Below are 17,873 nucleotides of genomic sequence, written 5' to 3'. Positions count from 1 at the left end.
GCCTCTCTTTTTGACTATTATTTTTTTGTTAACTTATTTAGTATTTCAACTATATTTAAGATCATTTCTTCTTGAGAAGTATGCACATTCAGTTTTTCATATAATGGTTTTAGTTCTTCGTCTCCAATATATTTTGTGAAATCACCCATAACTTTATCCCATATTTTTTTCGCTGTGAATCCAGTACTTCCTATGGGGATAGGGATAATGTCATTTTCTATAGACAACTCAAATTCTTCCACCATTCCACTTGCGTCAATTATTTCTCCATTCTCAAGTTTGTTTCCGAAAATAAAAATAGCTATACCCACGTTTGAAAGCATATCTTTGCGATATTTCGTCCATAATTCTCGAATATTCATTTTCCCAGTAGTTGTTTGAGGAAAAGGTCTACTTATGAGTCTATTTTCTATTCTATCAGTATGACTAGTATATAATTCTTCTAAAGCACCGGAAATAATACAACTTCCAATACCTAATCCAAATCCAGATACAACACTGTATCCATTTTTAATCAATGCTTTACTTAACTCTGTACTAAATTCAAAAGCATCTTCTTCACTCCAATCACCATACTCTTTAGCACTACCTGAAACAAAGACATTTTTCCGATTAACGAGCGCTAGAATAGCTTGAAGAAGTTCTGTAATATCTTCATATTTATTTAGTTCAATTACATTTATACCGTATCGTTTTAAATTTTGTATTCTTAACTCTTGTTTTATTTGAGCATACTGAAAGTCTTCACTTTTTTTATAGAAAGTTTCATCTATTCTCTTCATTAAACAATAGTGTGTTCGGCGATTTTCTTTCAAAACACTATGTAATCGACTTATTATTTGATCCAGGTTAGGATCATCAAAACTGAACCCGATAAACAAAAAAGTTTTCGATACTAAATCCCCTTGTAGAGCAGTTTTAAAAAGTAAACGATTTTGATCGTAGCTTATATAATCGTCTTTAGTTAACACGGCCTCATTAGGTAAACTACTGTCACCATGCATTTTGTATAGAGTTACATCGCTACCTTTAACAGTATGACTAAGGTTAGTTGCAGTGATTTTTTTATCTACTTTTTTACCTTTGTTCTCCAAGCAATTTTCAATCAATTGATCATAGTTAGTAGTCCAATATGTTTCGATCGGTATGTTAGATAAAATGTAATGATTTTTTGTGGGTTTAGTATTTTTAGTGAATTCATCAATCAAAATTTGATTGATTTTTGCCCTTCCACCTGTGTGGTTAACGTGATATTGCGCTAAAGTAATCAAGTCATCTTCTTGATCAATATCTAATCCTAACTCTTCCGCAACGTCTTTTAAAAGTTCTTTCCAGTCTACATAACCTGCAGGACGAGATAGTCCAGCCCCTGCAAAGATTGCTGCGTTTGAGTTTTGAATAGACTTAACGTAGTCTTTTAAAAAAATCTTCATTTCTCTTGTAATTGTTAGCATTTATACCACTCCTCAATTCCAACATATTATTTTTCTCTTTGAAATTTTCATCAACCTAGTAATACACTGTTCTTTTTTTCGTATTGCGTGTACAAAACATCTAGAGGATGAACCCCTGATTGTAAATTTTTAGAGTAAAATCCTTCCCACAACTTTAGGTTTTCTTTTTTCAGAGGAAGGAGATTATTTAAATAAAATTCGACATCATAGGAAATATCTAATTGATTCGCTTCAAATTGTGCACGCTTCTCAAGCATCACATCCATTTTTCGATTAGGTTCTCTTTTTCTTATTAAATTTGTAATGACTAACTCATTGTATATCCATGGAGATTTTGTAGTTTTATCTATCGTTTCAGAAATAGCGTGAATAGAACTCTTAGATTCAACAAAAATAACGGCTTCTGATCTGTCTATCATTTTCGTAAGTGCCATAGACAGCATCATATGGACATGACTAGTTGAATAATTTCTCTTGTGGTAATCGTACGTGTTTTTTTCACTGTCATAGCAGTAACGATTATCAATTAATCTTAATAAATCCTCTGAATGATTCCATACACAGGAATCAACAAACACATTTAATCCGAAAATTTTATGTAGCCATCCAGCGAAACCAATTATCTGTTGTTCATCTTTATGTGAGTGTGATAAAAAAACATCAATGTTGTTAAGCAAGGGGAACCAATCACTCTCAATCGCATTACCGTTAAGAGTATGAGTTTCGTTGTGTAAATAATTTGCTAAATCGGAATGGATTTTCCTCTGGCTATCTCGATAAACCGCTTCTCCATCCCTATACCATCTCTCGTAGCTTTCTTCTAAGTACAAATTAAACGCTTTATACATAAATTCATCTCCTTTTTTTATTTCATTTTAGAATAAAGATTAGTCCTCCCAAAGTTCATCCATTAACTCATCAATTTCTTTCGATAGACGTCGCTTTTCCTCTACATCTACATCAACTCGTCCATCTTCGTAAAACCAAAGTACGTCACCCGCTTTAACCGTGTCAGGAAGTCTTGACTTTGGAATATTCTCCATCACTTCTCCGAATTCGACGACAGCCAAGTCTCCTTCAAAACGGTCGATGATTCCTCTGCGTCGCTTCACTTGGATTTTTTAACGGCATAACTCGAGCCGTTCCCCGTGATGATGATCGTGCCATTCTTATCTGTGCGAAGCATGTTCACTTTTTGACGTTTCAAGTTTGTCACCACTTCGGACGTCGGGTGCCCATAGCTGTTCTTCCCAACGCTGATGATGGCATGCTTCGGTTTGACCGTATTCAGGAACGTGCTACTTGTCGACGTCTTGGCACCGTGATGACCCACTTTCAAGATATCCGCCCGGAGCGTCTGCTTCTTGGCCATCATGTCCTTCTCAGCAACGTGTTCCGCGTCCCCTGTGAACAAGAACGTGTTCTTCTTGTACGTGACATGGAGAACCGCGCTCCAATTGTTCAAGTCACTGTCCGAGTAGGATTTGACCGGCCCCACAAACTTCGCACTGACACCTTTGATCGGGAGTGAGACACCCATCTGAGCGGTTTTGATTGTCTTCCCTTCCCGTTTGACGGCTTGAAGGAAGTCTTTGTAGGCTTGGGTCGTGTGTTTCACTTTTGGCGCGTAGACGTTTTCGACACGATAGGCATCTAGGATCTCGTCCAATCCACCGATATGATCCGCATCCGGATGCGTCGAGATCAATACCTCAATATCGTCGACTTTTTGCTTTTTAAGATAGGCGACGATGGCATCGCCCTTTCCTTTGTTCCCACCGTCAATGATGACGTCCTCACCGCTCGGCATCTTGATGTAGATGGCATCTCCTTGCCCGACATCGATGTAATGGACTTTGATGCTCGCAGCGGCTGATGCTTCCCCGTATGGCGACACCAATAGCGATCCACTAAACAGAACGGCACTCCCGATTTTAATCAATTTATTCATCTTCTATCACTCCACTTAAAGTTTATTGTAAAATTATCCAACATGCCTTTATTATAATCCGCTATTTGTTAAATAGCTTCTAAATACTAAGCACCACCAGATACAAAAATGATTATGGTTTTCTTTTGATGAACGGAGTTTCATTTGAAACACCTCGTAAAGTGTTACTTCTACTGATATTCCGTATTCCGCACTGATTTTAACAGTTATCTTGCATCTAAAAGCGTATGTATATTAACGAACGTTCGTAAAAAGTATTAGGACTTTTACGAACGCTCTAACGGAATGAAATATAAGAATAAATAACTAAAAGCTTTGATTTTTATATAGTCTAAAATGGATGAAATTGGTATATTTAAACTAACTAAAAGTATTGGGTTAAAGTTTTTGATAATAAGTATGAGGGAGGGATCTATATGAGTAAAATAGTAAAATTAATTATTAGCTTGGTAATTGTAGGACTTGTATTTTTGGGAGGTTTTTTCGTAGGCAACATGAGTAAGACAGAAATTATGAAAGAAATAAACATTAGTTATGAGGGCATTGAAAATTCAAGCAAAGTAATTCACAAAAAAAAATTTGCTGATTCAGAAAATCCAACTATTATTGATAATTTTATTATGATTTACTTGAATGCGAAAGAGATTGATGATCCAAATATAGATATAGAAAATCCAGATATGTATATCGAGTTAAATAATCCATATGCTTCTGTAGGTTTAATTGATTCAAAATTATGGTTTGTTGATGATGATGCAATTATTGGTGACCGAGCGGGTGAGAATTGGGATCAGATTGATTTTTATAAAATTGATGAGAGCGATGCCGAGTATATAAAAGAAATTGTTGAATACGGAGAAGAGTAACAACTCCGAGTAAATATGAGTTTACATATCATTGCGTTATCGGAAGTTTTTCTAAATGAAATATATAATTATAAAACCAGTAATCTTTATTAAAGGTTACTGGTTTTTCTCAACTCCGGTGCAAAGTATAGCTTGAAATTAGTGCACTTTATCTCTTAAAGTGACATCGTAAGGTTTTCAAAAATCACATTCAATTTGTACATAAACTCGTCACTATTTACCATCCGTAACACGAGATACACTTAAATCAAAAAGGAGTTATTTCATGAGACTTCAAGAGTGGATTAGACTGTTTCATAAGACGGACATATTACGATTTGATCACCTTTGGACATACTTAAACACGACGCCCCGAGAACTTGAAGAGTACATCGATCAACTCAATCCTTGGTTGAACATCGCTTTGAAGTCCTCTGATGGCATCGATGACGCGGAAATCATCGACGAACTGGAGGATTACCTGCTTCGTCGATTCAACAAACGAAAAAAGAAGGTCAAAGTCACGATGGAGGTCGAGTTGGAACTGTCGGAAGATGCCTTCAATTTTTCTCAGAGCGAAAAAATGAGAATGATTGAACGGGTCACAAATCATATGGAAGCCCAACACTTGAAGGATTGGCGCATCGTCAGGATGCAGAGGATATAATTGGTTGATGTGTATGTAGATTTGCCTACGTATATACGTGATAAGACAAAGGTCTTTGACGTTGAACATGTTGATCTCATTGAAAATAACTAATTTTTAATAGAAGGCGGATCATCATTTTATCAAATGACGTTTCATAAAATGGAGTTTTGTACATATCTAATGACAATTTGAATAAATTACTTTCGAAACTTGAAGTAAAAGACCTTTAATGTGTAAAATATAACGTAAGAGATACTAGGTAATATCTCGTATTGGATAGTGATACTTGGATCAAGAGAATCTATCACAGTACAAATGCTAATAATTATTAGCGTGCCTACTCTCAAATATCTCTCAGTTTTACTTACGACCTTGCTGTACTCAAGGTCGTATTTTTTGTGAATGCTGGTGTTTTTACCGACTTATCTAAAACTTGATTTAAAAGATTCATCCCTTAACTTTCTATCATTTAAATCTGAGTGTCGGTAATACCAAGATATAAATTTTTACTAAAAATAGGAGTGATTGCCTGTGATGATTAAAATTAAAGAACACGAAGCTCTATTTATTTTTTCACTTACGGGATTAGGTTATCTATGTACATACATTTTTCAATGGGGACAATTCCACTACTATTCCATACCTAGGTCATTTATAGAAATCAACTTAAATACCATCGTAGACTCCTTAGTTTTTATACTGATCTTATTAATGCTTTCTTCATTCCATTTAGAGTTTATAAAAAAAAATAATTACTTAAAAGGTGCGAAAAATTTTTTAATTACAAAAGCAAGATCTTATAATCTTATTTTCCAGTTCACACTTGTATTTGCAATATGTGCTTTAGCTTTTATAGCAATGATTTCAGATTATAATCCTTATTATTTTTTAATGATGCTTTTTTTGTTGATGATGTATCTCTTGTTAAAAAATTATCAATATCTTTTTGCAGTGAGTTACGTATCCTTTATTCTGTTATCTGTTTTTGTAATCGGCTATTCTACTGCTGATAACGAATCGGATTATCTAGTAATGACTGATCAGTCACTTAAAAAATCATACGTTGTTCTACATGTACAAGGGGGAAAAGCAATCGTAGCGGAAATGAATTTAAAAAAGAATTTGATCTATCCTGACTATCAATTAATAAAATTTGAAACAAATAAACTAAATGAACACAAATTGAAATTAGAAAAACTTGAAGGCCTAGAAGTGCAAAGACTTTAATAGATAACAGAAAAACAAACCCGAATGAAAGATGAAAAACATCAAACCAGCTGAAGAAACATCTATGGTTCTTCTATTTCCAAAAGGCGTGTTCTTTATTTCTGGAAGACACGTTTTTCTTGTTCCTATTTGTGTCTTTCGTTTACTTTATCGAGGCGAATCTTCTCGATCAACGCGTAGATGATCTGTTCGTCCCTTCCACCGAAATCTTTGTTGAAAGGGATCCGTTCTCCTTCGAACATGAAATAACCAAGCAGGTAAGGAACTCGCGGTGTTGCGTGACCCCACGTGTGCTTCAAGCAACGTTCCCACACCTCGGTTTCGAACTCTTTTGAATACCGCATATGCTGAACAGCCGCCTTGACCTCTGATTTCTTTAGAACGAAGTAGTCCTCGAAGACGAATTTACCCAGAAGCTCGTACCACATCTCTTCACGAGCCTGCTCTTTGATCGCTGTCACATCGATTTCGACGTGATACGGGGCCTCATCTTCATTTTTGACGACATCCCGACCATCTCCTGTCACCGACTCAGGATACAGTTCAAACCCCTCAGGCATCCGTTCTTTGATGAACTGTTCAAGCGCCTCCTCACTGATCCGATATCCTTTTTTACGCGACTCGAGCGGTTCCGCCTGAATCACGCCTTTACGTACCCAGCTCCGGACGGTCTCCTTATGGCTTGTGAGCTTGTTCTTCGATAGAATCTCAAAGGCCTCGTCAATCGTATACATGATAAACCTCCCTTTTAACACAATGATGATTTTATTAAATAATACCATAATCATTGTGTTAAAGTAAGCATATTTCTTTTTGGGCTTCGAATTGATCACAAATCACTGATTGAATTCAACCAAAAACACCATTCGGTCGAATGGTGTTCCTTGCGTGGCGTTAGACGCGCCCACGGTCTTGCTTTTTGACGTTGCTCTTACGCTCCGTGCCTCCCGTCAGAAAGGGCCAGGAACATAGAGATGCGGCTAAAAGCCAGCAGCTCTTGTTATCGGGCCGTCAGGGGGGCAGCGGTGCGATGAGCGACTTCGCCTACTGGCGCTAGACGCTCACGCATGAGCCCGGATCACCATTCCTTCTCCCACGCTCCGTCCTCGGACACGCCCCAATCCTCGAATCGGTACTTGATGAGCCAATGCACATGCATCACTTCATACTCGAACACACCTCTCGACAGCTCTGAGACGACGAAACTGACGGCACCGTCCGCCACCACCCATGTCCCGTGCAGATACACCTTCTTGCGCGGACGCTCTGCCCCGTCCAAATAGATGAGCACCCTGAAGTAAGGCGAGTTTCGCCCCTCGTCGAAACGGACGACCTTCTCGACGCAATGTTCCTTGTCGACGACACGTATCCACTCCGGATGTTCCATCAGTTCCGAAAACACCGTCCGGACGAACGGATCCAATCCTTTAAACGCATAGTCATCCAATCGCGTGTCGTCCATCACGTCTCATCCTTTCCGATTTTTATATAAACCTGTTCCCCGTCTAAAGACAGTTCAGTCCTTGTCCATAAACCAAAAGAGATGATGCTTATAAAATGTATACATGTATACGTGTATACAAATCTACATGTATACATAACGGAAAAACTTATGGGCAACTATGTACCTGAAGCGTATCCGTGTTGAAGAAGATCGTGGCCTGCGTCAATCGTACTCCTTCTTTCACGTCACAAAGGATGTCCATGCTTACGAGTTTGAATTCCCCATTCTCAACGTTCAATTTATTGGGAAGCCCTCGAAGCAATACCTCGGTCATCTCCTCTATCGTCTGTTGATCTAGTTTGTAATTCTGCATCTCAATTATCCTCTCCTCTTGATAGCCTAACGATACTTCGTCTCCGATTGTGTAGCATCTCAGGCTACTACACGTAAGCCCTAGTGTTGTTTCAAACAAGCACTCTTTTATCTTCTATCGATTCATCACAATCAGCCACCCTCACGAGATGGAACGAACCATCCTCCTCTGCCTTCGCACGAGTCCCCTCGTTTTCGTCGTGCGAAAACATTCCTTTTCCCGGATCCGCCCAGCGGATCCACGCGAGAGCAACGCGAGTCGCCCATCTTTTAAAAGAAAAACGCACGTTTTTCTTCCATGCCCTTCCCGGACGGACCGGGACCGGTACCCCGGCCCCACTCCATTCCATTCACCCCATGTAGCCCCGCTGTTTCAAACTAATGTACGATTCCTCCTTCCCGAGTATCACATGGTCGAGCACCGGGATGCCGATAAGCTGTCCCGCTTCATATAAACGCTCTGTCACTTCGATATCTTCTCGGCTCGGAGTAGGGTCTCCGCTCGGATGCTGATGGCAGACGACGAGGCAGGCTGCGTTGTTGAGGATAGCGCATTTGAAAATTTCCCGTGGATGGACGATGCTCGAGTTGATGCTTCCGATATGCGCCCGATGGACACCGATGACATTATTTTTCGTATTGAGCATGATGACCAAAAAGATTTCACGGTCGTCCTCTGCGATGAATGGCGCCGCGATGGACCGAGCACATGCGGGTGAACGAAGTGTGGCGTGCTCAAGCGCGACCATCTCCTCGCGAATTTCCTGCTTGATACGAACGACCTCGATGATGGATGTGAGTTCCATGTTTGTTTGTCCCCTTTCGGATAAGCTGACCTCAGAACGAACACCGTTGTGCGTCCTGTTGACGGGAACGAAGCGAGCGTCGGGAGACGGTGCAAGGGCGACCGCAGGGAGAGCCTCAAAAAAATGCGTAGAGCGCACGGAGAACCAGGCTTCCGTAGCCAACGAGCGAAAAGCTCTGCTTTGAGCCTAAAGCGAAGGAAGACGGGCCGCAGGGCGCGTCATTTTTTTGACGTCCCTTGCACCGCCGACCAGCGAGCTAGAGTACGGAAACAGGACGCACGGATCAAGAATCACATAAAAATTGTTCGAAATCGGGAAGAGCTGAAATGGATCCCATTCCTCATGCCTGACATTGACGAACATGCCTTGTCGTTCTATGAGAACGTGCTGAAAAATGTGAGACACGGTCTAAGAAGTGAGAGGTGAAGCAGTTTTAGGGATTTTTTCATCGGACAGCGAGCTATAGAACTTGCATATTAACAGGGAAAAGTTACTTATATTCCTTTTGATGCAATTATTAATGTCGAGAAGCCCTAAAATTAAGTTTTAAATCCCCCTTTACGATGTAACGCTATTTTTTGGGGGATTTAGAAGACTCTTTGTGACTTTTTTTAAAATAGTCGTTAATGTATATAGTGAACCTTATTTAAAGTTTGATTTTGATATAATTAAGTTTAATAATCTAAGTATTGTGAGGTGAATAGCTTGAGTGATCTTTTAGATGATCAAAGCAAGTCAGAAGTACTTTTTATTAGTCATTCAAGTGCAGATGTGGCATACGTCAAAGAGCTGGTGGATTTTTTAAGCTTTTTGAAAATACCAATAGTATGTAGTTCTTTACCCGGCCATCATATAAAGAATGACAGAGACATCTACGATTATTTAGCAGGAAAAATGAAAAAGAGAGGTCGCGTCATTTTTCTCTTGTCTGAAAACTACTATAAAAGTGCTGCATGTTTAAACGAAATGGGTGCTTGTTGGATTCTTGAAAAAGATTATTCTATAATTTTGACACCTAATTTCGACTTCAATAATATTGATGGTGCAATAAATCCTCGCCAAATGTCTTTCAAGTTAGATAATCGCGAAAGATTACTCGAATTATTTAATTCTTTACAATCTGAATTTATAGTTCCAGATTTTTCATTTCCTGAAACGATTAAAATCTCAGAATTCTTAGATACATCTCTAGAAAAAATCAATCAGTTATCGTTCTCGGAGAAGCGCAGACTAAATGATCCGGAAGTTAGGATTGAAGGAATCAAGGGTGATGCAAATAATGTCATTTTAAAAGTCAGAATCATCAATTCAACTCCTAGGAAAATAATTATTAACTCTATTAGAGTTCATTTAGTAGATAAGGATGAGAACTCATTGTTTCATGAAACTAAAGATGAACCGATTAAACTTCACTCAGAAGAAAATCGAGTTTTCAATCTCTCTATACCTTCTAAAGAATCTGAATACAATAGATATTTCAGAAAAATAGAAGAGATTGATATTTTACATGATACCGACTGGTAGGAGGAATAAAGATGAAAGTTAATTTGACTCACGATCAAGAATTGATGAAAGCGGAAATTAAAAAGTTATTTGATGAAGCTATGAAGTTTTTTTCGCTTGAAAGATCGAATATTCCATACGAACGTTTGGATGAGATTATGAATCAAATGAGTTCTCTTAGCCACAAACTGCACATGCAGTTAGAGCCAAAACCAAAGCACCATAAATATATGATTAATAATCGAGGTCTATCTCCAGAAGATCCTAATTTTTATGATCATGTTCACACTGTTGAAGACTTGCTAAAATATTTAGATGATTCTAGTGCTAATGACGATCCGGAAGATGTCACACTTGATATTACTTTTGAAATGAATATCTACAGCCGACGATGGGGTCATAAAGATTTGTTGAAGGTAACTCGTAACAAAGAAGGTTGGTTTGTCTCGCGTTTATCCCAAAAAGGACAAGGCGGATTAGATGCAGAACCTATTTTAAGTTATGTTTTAAAACATGATAGTATTTCGTTCCCTCATAATCTTTCTAATATCATGGAGGATATTTGGATTCGAGCTGAAGAAGAGGGCTTATCAAAAACAGAAGTTCAAAAGATGTTAACTAAAGTTGCAGACTGGATTAATATGGTCGAAATGAATTATCCCGAAAATATAGCAAGATAAAAACATATATTTTAAACGAACGTTAAAAAAACATCATTGTTTATTAATTCACATGAAAATGAAAAGGGCTATTTGAAGCCCTTTTCATTTTACCTCTTTTGTCCATCAACTTATCTTTTTATCAATGTTCGTTTTCTGTTACCATTAATGGATAAACAAACAAACGGAGGTGCTTCATGACGAAAATTGGATATGCACGAGTGTCAACCCTCGATCAGAACTTGGACTCCCAACTCGATGAACTCAAAAGAGCTAGTTGTACTAAAATCTTTCAAGAGAAGGCATCCAGTGTTAAAAAGAGAACAGAATTCGAGAAGTGCTTAGATTATTTACGAGAAGGCGATACCCTAGTCGTATGGAAGCTAGATCGGTTAGGGAGAACAACGAAGAAGCTTCTAGAATTGATTGATGATTTGAAGGATCGTGGAATCAATCTTCAAATCATCACTCTAGGTGTAGATACTTCCACTGCTTCGGGTCGATTATTCTTTACCATGATGGCTGGGTTGGCAGAGATGGAGCGTGAATTGATTCGCGAACGTACGAACGCTGGACTCCAGGCTGCCCGGGCCAGGGGGAGAATGGGTGGAAGAAAACCAATCGATGAACAAGTCATGGCCAGAGCCATGATGATGTATGAAGCCAAGATGACAGTAGATGATATTACAAAGACTCTAAATATCTCAAGATCTACATTTTATAAATACTTAAAAAAGTAAGAGGCATTCGTTATTTTGAATGCCTCTTACTTTAAGAGATAGTATGGTATTTGGGCACTACAGATCCTAGCATTCTGGCAATGAAATTATAAAAACTAAGTTGTTCGGAAGGTTCAGTGAAACCAGACTCGACATTAGGATCTTCGAGTACAAGGGTGGCAGCTGAATACAAACCACTTTCCATCAATCGATAATTAAGAATTTCGAGCCGTCTCTTATAGTTCATAGGCACAGACTCAGTAGGAATAAAAGCACTGTCTACATCAAATACAACCTTTTGCGGTCTCTTGTCTCCGCCTGCATTTTTAAAATCATGGCCTAACAAGAATACAAACCCTACAAATGGCTCTTCAAAAAATACTGTCCCCTCTGTATCCATCACTTTAACAGCGCTTAATCCTAACTTTTGATTAGCTTTCTTAAGGTCATATCCACTTCCGACAACTTCTTCTGCTCGATTATTAGAATTATTACCGACACTACCTTTTTGTGATTTACATTCAATTACACCAATTAAGACTAGTCCATTTTCAGTTCTTTTTTTGATTAATACATCCCATGCTTTTGCTCTTCTGAAATAACCAGGAACAGTAGCACTACGCCCGGTTATAATATCTGAACGTTCAACTCCATTTTCCACTAGTAAATCAATTATTACATGTTCAAATGCTTCCATCGTCGCACCATGTTGAGTTCCACCTTCTCGAACATCTGCATAGTGTTTGAAACATTCACTGACTCTTGTTTTCAAATCATCTGGGTTGGGAATTCTAATTTCCAACGTCTTCACCTCGTCAATAATTAGTCCTACATAGCTTAAAAGTAAATTTTTAATTCGATCATCTAATCCAAATATTTTTGCGATAATCGAATTGAAAACAGAAGGCTGATTTAATTCGATAGCTTTATCAAGTTGATCTATTGTAGATTTATCTACTTCTAAAGGAACACAAATCTGTTCAATATTTTGCTTCTGAAAGCGGAAGTAATCCCCCCGCATGGTTGTTGAATATGCTTTCACAAAAGCCAACGCAATAAAACTATTCAAAATATGTTTTAGTAACCGTGAATCATAACCATCCACTAATAAATAATATAAGCTATGTTCAGGATAATAACATCCTTTTTCTTCAAAAAATTTAGTCGAATTACCAATATCCTTCCACATTATTTTCGGTTTTTCTATTTCTTCAACTCTAACTTTCTCTTTTGTCCAAAACCATTTATCCGGATTTTTTTTAACAAAAGCTCGCTTAGACAATTTCTCTTTGAACTGCAAAAGATATTTCTGAAGTCTAGGATAATTGTCTAAATTAATAGGTTCACCATTACTTTGAAAAGTTTGAATAGTATAAGTCCCATTCCATTCGATACCTTCAGGAGTTAGATGCTTTTTTGTAATCAAAGGAACTAAAAGTTCTTTCTCTAACTGATAGTCGTTCACGATGCTTTCATCAACGACAAACAAATCTGTAGCCCCTGTAGCAATACCTATTTTACAATCAATCGTTTCAACATTACTGATCGTTGGAAAACGCATTTTTATACCATCTAAAATTTCTTTGATCTCAAAATCAATAACCCAAGGTTCTTCACCTTCAAACCAATTATCAACCATTCTGCTTTCAATTGATTGAGTTGGCTGATCAAACAAAATGAAATTTTTAACTTCACCTATTTCATCTCTACTTAAATGATCAGACTTAGCAAAATAAGTTTGAGAAAGTGAATCATCGCTTGAAAATCCAAAAATACAAGGATATGCTGAAACATTCTCTTCAAAAGGACTTGAGTTATGAATATCTAAAAAATACTTAACCTTATAAGAGTCAGTAATAAACTTCCTTAGTTTACGCCCATAATTGTTTTTAATAAAACGATCTGTACAGATAAATGAACATATCCCTTTTGGCTTCAGCATAAGCAAAGAATGCTCAATAAAAGGTACATAGATATCAGCTCTATCATAGTAAGTGACATACAAATCTCTATAAAGTTTTTTTATCGAATCATCCATGTTTTCATTTCTAATGTAAGGTGGATTTCCTACAACATAATCAAAACGAAGCTCATAGTTTCGATTCCACAATAAAAAGTCCGAGTTAACCAGCCAAGATTCACTTAACTCAATTGCTTGATGAATATCCATGCCTTTTTCAATCAAATAATTCTGGACTTCACGCGTTAATCTTAAATAAGTATTAGAATCTAATTCAACTGCTACAATAGCAGTTTTGGCCGACATAAAAATAGATTTCTTTAACTTCCCACTAGTAGTAAAGCACTCATTTTTCACGAAGCTTTCAAATAAACGATCAACAATGGAAAGCAAGAATACGCCATCACCCGTAGCTGGCTCAAGAATAGATTGTGTAAACAATTTTTTTTCAGGCGAATAACCAAATAAATCGAGCATTAACTCGACCACTTCAGGTTTAGTAAAATATTGACCTAAAGATTTTGAACTACTTACAGATGAAACTAGATCCATAGCTAAGAACCCCTTCTAAAAATATCTAAACAATCACGTGGACATATTTCAGATACTGTAATGCTGACAAAAAACCCACCCACCACCGTATCTATAAATGTATTGGAGTTGAGCCCATTTTTTTTTATGCGCAAATTGTCCAATACGATTAACTTATCATTAATGACCAAGCGAATTATCGTAATTGCTCCTCTTCCGCTTCCACTAACTTCTTTACATACGATGCCTTGATCAACTAATTCTTCAATTAATCGTTTAAATGATGTATATGATAATTGTTTATTTGAGTCGACTGAAGACGTAACCATTTTTGCAAGTTCGCGTTGAGAACCACAGAGGTATCCTTTATTTTGACGTAAAAGTATTAGAATGTCTTCTGTCCACTCAGTTAAATGGCTATATTTTCGCTCTTCGCGCGATTTTGCAGTCTCCCAGATTTGATACTTGAACTCGATTCCAGACAACATCTCAATCCAATACGATGAAGGACCGAGCGGAGAACCAGGCTTGAAAGCGCTTTTCACTTTCCGTTTAATCTCAATTTGACGAAGTGAGGGGGTATTCTTTTCATTCCAGCAGTAAAGTGATGACAAGGCTTGATCTTCTTCGTATCCTGCAGCCTTGTATACGAGAGCAAGCGTATAGCATGTGTTGTCACGTTGTCCCTCTTCAACACCTTCTAATAGCTTCAAAATCGCAGGATGAGATAACAGGTCGGTCGATCCTAACGCCACGTTTCCTTTCTTCGACTGATTCTCTTGTTGCTCGCTCAACCAGTCGCAAAGGTCGTCGAAGGAGACACGTTCTGCTGAGCGGAAGATGGTGTTCTCTTCTGTCGGCAGCCGGAACCAACGTTCAGCGCCTATCGCTTGAACGTCAGCGCTCATCTCCTCAGCAATCATTCGTTGGACGCGTTTATAATGATCTACCACTTTTGGGAATGCGCGTCTTGGCTCTTTTAAGTACCAATACACATGAAAACCACCTGATGGCGTCTTGACGACGAGTGACGGTGTCGGCAGACCTGCGCTTGTCACCCGGTCCATGACATCCGGGAAAATCATCCCTGCATTCTGCGTCGTCTTGACATCGATATCGATCACCATGGCGTTTAACCAACGCAAAGAGCCCGCGTGACGTTGGTCATTGCGGTAAAAAGTGTTCGGTGTGAAATATGTATATTTTTCCTTTGCCCCAAAGAGTGAGCGGTATGTACGGATGGCCCGTGGCTGTGTGAACTCCTGACAGACAAAAATCCATCCCAGATCTTTGCTGTATCCGGTTCTCTCGATCTGAGAGGCCCGTTTCGGAGCTTCCGTTAATTGGTCTCGATAAAGATTTCTCAATACTTCCATGCTGCATCCTCCTCTCTTCTTTTCTATGGCTCATCGTAAATTGTTGAGTATCCATTTCTCTGAAATACGATGAACATTGTCGAGAAGAAAGAACAATGATAAAATGATTGCATAAGAAAGACGCCTTTGTTCGTCACGTTTTTCTTTTGAACAACGCGTGAAAAAGGATCAGTTCATCGTATTATGTTTTTAGGAATCTAGGTTTCTACAAATCTATTCATGATGGCTGGTTTAGGGTGAAGCGTTGTTAACTACACAGTCTGACTACTAAGTCAGATGATTTGGATCTGATAACGGCCAGGTTATCAGATTTTTTTATGCCATTTTTTCCTACTGGAAGAACTTCATAATCCTATGTTTTCATAAAAGAAACCGCTTAACAACAGCTTTTTTTCAAGTTTATGCTCGTAAAAAGCAAGGTATACATGTAGATTTGTATACGCGTATACATGTAGATTTGTATACATGTAGATTTGTATACATGTAGATTTGTATACATGTAGATTTGTATACATGTATACAATATTCTAATTAAGGATTTGCTAAAAACGTTGGTTTAAAGCCACAATTCAGATTATTTTATTTTCAATGTATACATGTAGATTTGTAGATTTGTATACATGTAGATTTGTATACATGTAGATTTGTATACGTGTATATGTGTATACATGTAGATTTGTATATACGTATACATGTATACCGTTTTTAAAAAGTTATTTATGTTAGATTAATGTGGCTGGACATCCAGCAAAATAATATACCTTAATGACATCTAGACGAATTGTGGTCACATAAAAAACGAGCGTGCTCCAGTAGAGAACGCTCGTTCATTAATATATAAGGTTCAGTTCATCATGGACTACCTTTTTATTTCTTTTGCTTCATCATCAAAACATCTCGGATCATCTCGTATTCTTTCCTTTCATTTGAAGAGAGTAATTCAAGATACTCGTCAATCATCGTTGAAATGATAGCATCTGCTGAATCTGCTTTGCCCATCGTCACTAACGCTGACAATTTATTTTTTGTGAGATTTGATACACGAACAGTGCTTGACCCTATATTGACCGAGTTCTTAGCTGCTCGTTTATTTGAGGTTTCTTTCTGAGACGTGGTTTTCGATTCCACTGTTTGGTCTTCAGATACTTCAGCTTTATATGTTTGTTGAGGAGCCGCTGCACCTTTACGGTCCAGCAAGCGTTTTTTTGCTGGTTTTTGAATTAAATCTGACATATCGTTCACCCCTGTTCCACGTAATTCATTTCTGCTTCGAGACGCTGTAAGAACTCTTCTGCGACTTTTGCATATGTCTCCATGACACGTTTGTCGTGCATATCCTCCTCGACGATCCCAGTGATGTCATAGCGCTTCAAACGCTCCATGTTTTTGATCACGCCTTCAAATAGATTGTGCGAACCGAATACATTCTTGGCATTTTCAAGCGTTGCCATATCGACTGCCGCACCATTTTTAAGAAGAACCGGTAGGATTCCAAGAATGTCAAAATCAGCATCATAGTCATCCAGCAACGTCTGCAGGTACTGTGTGAATACCTCAGCGCCCTGCAAACTTCGTTCCTGTGTCTGAAGTACGACGACAACGAAATCAGAAGCATAGAGGGCTGAGTCCGTATAGATGGAGATAGTGGGAGGTACGTCCACAAAAATGAAATCGAACTCGTTCTTTAAAGGTTCGAGAAGAGTAGAAAGGTACGTCACACGATCCACTTCTTTCTCAAACTTTTTCTCAAGAAACTTCGGGTACTGCGCGAAATCACTGAATGAAGGTAGTAGGAACAGATTGTTCGTAACTTCTGTGACGATGCTACTCAAATCGCCTTCTTGCATTGCGGCCATCAACGTCTTCTCGAAAGTTATGTAATCATCTTCTCGTGCAGCCTTCGTCTTTAAAAACAACGTAGTCGCATTCGCCTGTGGATCCTGATCACAGAGCAACACACGATAACCTTTTTTGGCCAATGCGTAAGCGAGCATCGTGCTATTCGTTGTCTTTCCCGTGCCGCCTTTGAAGTTTCCAAACGTCACAACAATCGCTTCTTGTTGTGAGAGATCGAGCTGATTGGTCATTTTAATGCCTCCTTTTTAATTTGTAACTTCAATGTACCAAAATTCCCACCACATGTATACATGTATACATGTGGTGGGAATTTATTAGATCCACTTAAATGCCTAAGAAAGAAGATCCTTCAGATATGCAGCCTGTACCATGATGTCATGGTCATCCATGGCGGGAAGAACGTACTCGCTCACACAGACATACGGTTTATTGATGAACCACATATCTTGTCGGTACAACAGATTGAACACGAGACGATTCCCTTCATCATCCATCGAAAATTCATGCAGGTGCTCTTCAA

General features: G+C 38.3%; 19 protein-coding genes. 6 read left to right on the top strand and 13 right to left on the bottom strand.

Features of this window, described 5'->3' with window-relative positions; genetic code table 11:
- Positions 1–17 precede the first annotated feature (17 nt).
- Genes KNP77_RS14075 through KNP77_RS14060 form a run of 4 tightly spaced genes read right to left on the bottom strand, consistent with a single transcriptional unit; the run spans position 18 to position 3,405 of the window.
- A complete protein-coding gene (locus KNP77_RS14075) occupies positions 18–1,454 on the bottom strand; it encodes an SIR2 family protein (protein WP_214891379.1) in 1,437 nt (478 codons plus the stop codon).
- Positions 1,455–1,504: 50 nt separating this feature from the next.
- Entirely contained in the window at positions 1,505–2,302 is a 798-nt protein-coding gene (locus KNP77_RS14070; protein WP_214891377.1) for a hypothetical protein, read from the bottom strand.
- A gap of 39 nt (positions 2,303–2,341) precedes the next feature.
- Complete coding sequence (locus KNP77_RS14065; RefSeq protein WP_214891375.1) at positions 2,342–2,566, bottom strand: DUF3006 domain-containing protein; 225 nt, start codon at positions 2,564–2,566, stop codon at positions 2,342–2,344.
- Positions 2,563–3,405, bottom strand: coding sequence for a ComEC/Rec2 family competence protein (locus KNP77_RS14060; RefSeq protein ID WP_214891373.1), 843 nt, complete (start codon positions 3,403–3,405; stop codon positions 2,563–2,565). The genes KNP77_RS14065 and KNP77_RS14060 overlap by 4 nt, the downstream gene beginning before the upstream one ends.
- A 416-nt stretch (positions 3,406–3,821) precedes the next feature.
- Between KNP77_RS14060 and KNP77_RS14055 the strand changes: the two genes are divergently transcribed.
- From KNP77_RS14055 to KNP77_RS14045, 3 genes are all read left to right on the top strand, one after another.
- On the top strand, positions 3,822–4,271 hold the full coding sequence (locus tag KNP77_RS14055; RefSeq protein WP_214891371.1) for a hypothetical protein: 450 nt from the start codon (positions 3,822–3,824) through the stop codon (positions 4,269–4,271).
- Positions 4,272–4,536: 265 nt separating this feature from the next.
- The gene (locus KNP77_RS14050) at positions 4,537–4,917 is read left to right on the top strand and encodes a hypothetical protein (protein WP_214891368.1); all 381 of its coding nucleotides are present in this window, start codon (positions 4,537–4,539) and stop codon (positions 4,915–4,917) included.
- Positions 4,918–5,433: 516 nt separating this feature from the next.
- Entirely contained in the window at positions 5,434–6,126 is a 693-nt protein-coding gene (locus KNP77_RS14045) for a hypothetical protein (RefSeq protein ID WP_214891366.1), read from the top strand.
- Positions 6,127–6,251: 125 nt separating this feature from the next.
- On the opposite strand, the gene KNP77_RS14040 is transcribed toward KNP77_RS14045, so the two are convergent.
- From KNP77_RS14040 to KNP77_RS14025, 4 genes are all read right to left on the bottom strand, one after another.
- Positions 6,252–6,860, bottom strand: a complete 609-nt coding sequence (locus KNP77_RS14040; protein WP_214891364.1) for a helix-turn-helix domain-containing protein — start codon at positions 6,858–6,860, stop codon at positions 6,252–6,254.
- A gap of 344 nt (positions 6,861–7,204) precedes the next feature.
- A complete protein-coding gene (locus tag KNP77_RS14035; RefSeq protein ID WP_214891362.1) occupies positions 7,205–7,588 on the bottom strand; it encodes a hypothetical protein in 384 nt (127 codons plus the stop codon).
- A 148-nt stretch (positions 7,589–7,736) separates the two neighbouring features.
- Complete coding sequence (locus tag KNP77_RS14030) at positions 7,737–7,943, bottom strand: hypothetical protein (RefSeq protein WP_214891360.1); 207 nt, start codon at positions 7,941–7,943, stop codon at positions 7,737–7,739.
- 349 nt (positions 7,944–8,292) lie between these two features.
- Positions 8,293–8,748 (bottom strand): JAB domain-containing protein, encoded by a 456-nt coding sequence (locus tag KNP77_RS14025; protein ID WP_131466403.1) that lies wholly within the window; start codon positions 8,746–8,748, stop codon positions 8,293–8,295.
- A 705-nt stretch (positions 8,749–9,453) separates the two neighbouring features.
- Here KNP77_RS14025 and KNP77_RS14020 point away from each other — a divergent pair.
- From KNP77_RS14020 to KNP77_RS14010, 3 genes are all read left to right on the top strand, one after another.
- On the top strand, positions 9,454–10,272 hold the full coding sequence (locus KNP77_RS14020) for a TIR domain-containing protein (protein WP_214891358.1): 819 nt from the start codon (positions 9,454–9,456) through the stop codon (positions 10,270–10,272).
- A gap of 11 nt (positions 10,273–10,283) precedes the next feature.
- On the top strand, positions 10,284–10,931 hold the full coding sequence (locus tag KNP77_RS14015; protein WP_214891356.1) for a hypothetical protein: 648 nt from the start codon (positions 10,284–10,286) through the stop codon (positions 10,929–10,931).
- A gap of 176 nt (positions 10,932–11,107) precedes the next feature.
- On the top strand, positions 11,108–11,650 hold the full coding sequence (locus KNP77_RS14010; protein WP_214891354.1) for a recombinase family protein: 543 nt from the start codon (positions 11,108–11,110) through the stop codon (positions 11,648–11,650).
- A gap of 31 nt (positions 11,651–11,681) precedes the next feature.
- Here the strand turns inward: KNP77_RS14010 and KNP77_RS14005 are convergent, their stop codons facing one another.
- The 5 genes from KNP77_RS14005 to KNP77_RS13985 form a co-directional block, all read right to left on the bottom strand.
- A complete protein-coding gene (locus KNP77_RS14005) occupies positions 11,682–14,141 on the bottom strand; it encodes an Eco57I restriction-modification methylase domain-containing protein (RefSeq protein WP_214891352.1) in 2,460 nt (819 codons plus the stop codon).
- Positions 14,142–14,143: 2 nt separating this feature from the next.
- Positions 14,144–15,496, bottom strand: coding sequence for a primase C-terminal domain-containing protein (locus KNP77_RS14000; RefSeq protein WP_214891350.1), 1,353 nt, complete (start codon positions 15,494–15,496; stop codon positions 14,144–14,146).
- An 867-nt stretch (positions 15,497–16,363) separates the two neighbouring features.
- Positions 16,364–16,729: a DUF5388 domain-containing protein gene (locus KNP77_RS13995; protein ID WP_214891348.1), complete on the bottom strand. Its 366-nt coding sequence runs from the start codon at positions 16,727–16,729 to the stop codon at positions 16,364–16,366.
- A gap of 5 nt (positions 16,730–16,734) precedes the next feature.
- On the bottom strand, positions 16,735–17,583 hold the full coding sequence (locus KNP77_RS13990) for a ParA family protein (RefSeq protein WP_214891346.1): 849 nt from the start codon (positions 17,581–17,583) through the stop codon (positions 16,735–16,737).
- A gap of 102 nt (positions 17,584–17,685) precedes the next feature.
- On the bottom strand, positions 17,686–17,873 hold a 188-nt coding region (locus KNP77_RS13985; protein WP_214891344.1), incomplete at its 5' end, for a hypothetical protein.

The sequence above is a fragment of the Exiguobacterium sp. s142 genome, assembly GCF_018618455.1.
Taxonomy (GTDB): Bacteria; Bacillota; Bacilli; order Exiguobacteriales; family Exiguobacteriaceae; genus Exiguobacterium; species Exiguobacterium aurantiacum_A.
This window is presented reverse-complemented; position numbering and strand designations above follow the sequence as displayed.

Coding starts and splice junctions, on each gene's coding strand:
- KNP77_RS14075 (WP_214891379.1), bottom strand. CDS start 1,454: ATGCTAACAATTACAAGAGAAATGAAGATTTTTTTAAAAGACTACGTT.
- KNP77_RS14000 (WP_214891350.1), bottom strand. CDS start 15,496: ATGGAAGTATTGAGAAATCTTTATCGAGACCAATTAACGGAAGCTCCG.
- KNP77_RS14015 (WP_214891356.1), top strand. CDS start 10,284: ATGAAAGTTAATTTGACTCACGATCAAGAATTGATGAAAGCGGAAATT.
- KNP77_RS14030 (WP_214891360.1), bottom strand. CDS start 7,943: ATGCAGAATTACAAACTAGATCAACAGACGATAGAGGAGATGACCGAG.
- KNP77_RS14040 (WP_214891364.1), bottom strand. CDS start 6,860: ATGTATACGATTGACGAGGCCTTTGAGATTCTATCGAAGAACAAGCTC.
- KNP77_RS14005 (WP_214891352.1), bottom strand. CDS start 14,141: ATGGATCTAGTTTCATCTGTAAGTAGTTCAAAATCTTTAGGTCAATAT.
- KNP77_RS14025 (WP_131466403.1), bottom strand. CDS start 8,748: ATGGAACTCACATCCATCATCGAGGTCGTTCGTATCAAGCAGGAAATT.
- KNP77_RS14035 (WP_214891362.1), bottom strand. CDS start 7,588: ATGGACGACACGCGATTGGATGACTATGCGTTTAAAGGATTGGATCCG.
- KNP77_RS14010 (WP_214891354.1), top strand. CDS start 11,108: ATGACGAAAATTGGATATGCACGAGTGTCAACCCTCGATCAGAACTTG.
- KNP77_RS13995 (WP_214891348.1), bottom strand. CDS start 16,729: ATGTCAGATTTAATTCAAAAACCAGCAAAAAAACGCTTGCTGGACCGT.
- KNP77_RS13990 (WP_214891346.1), bottom strand. CDS start 17,583: ATGACCAATCAGCTCGATCTCTCACAACAAGAAGCGATTGTTGTGACG.
- KNP77_RS14050 (WP_214891368.1), top strand. CDS start 4,537: ATGAGACTTCAAGAGTGGATTAGACTGTTTCATAAGACGGACATATTA.
- KNP77_RS14045 (WP_214891366.1), top strand. CDS start 5,434: ATGATTAAAATTAAAGAACACGAAGCTCTATTTATTTTTTCACTTACG.
- KNP77_RS14055 (WP_214891371.1), top strand. CDS start 3,822: ATGAGTAAAATAGTAAAATTAATTATTAGCTTGGTAATTGTAGGACTT.
- KNP77_RS14070 (WP_214891377.1), bottom strand. CDS start 2,302: ATGTATAAAGCGTTTAATTTGTACTTAGAAGAAAGCTACGAGAGATGG.
- KNP77_RS14060 (WP_214891373.1), bottom strand. CDS start 3,405: ATGAATAAATTGATTAAAATCGGGAGTGCCGTTCTGTTTAGTGGATCG.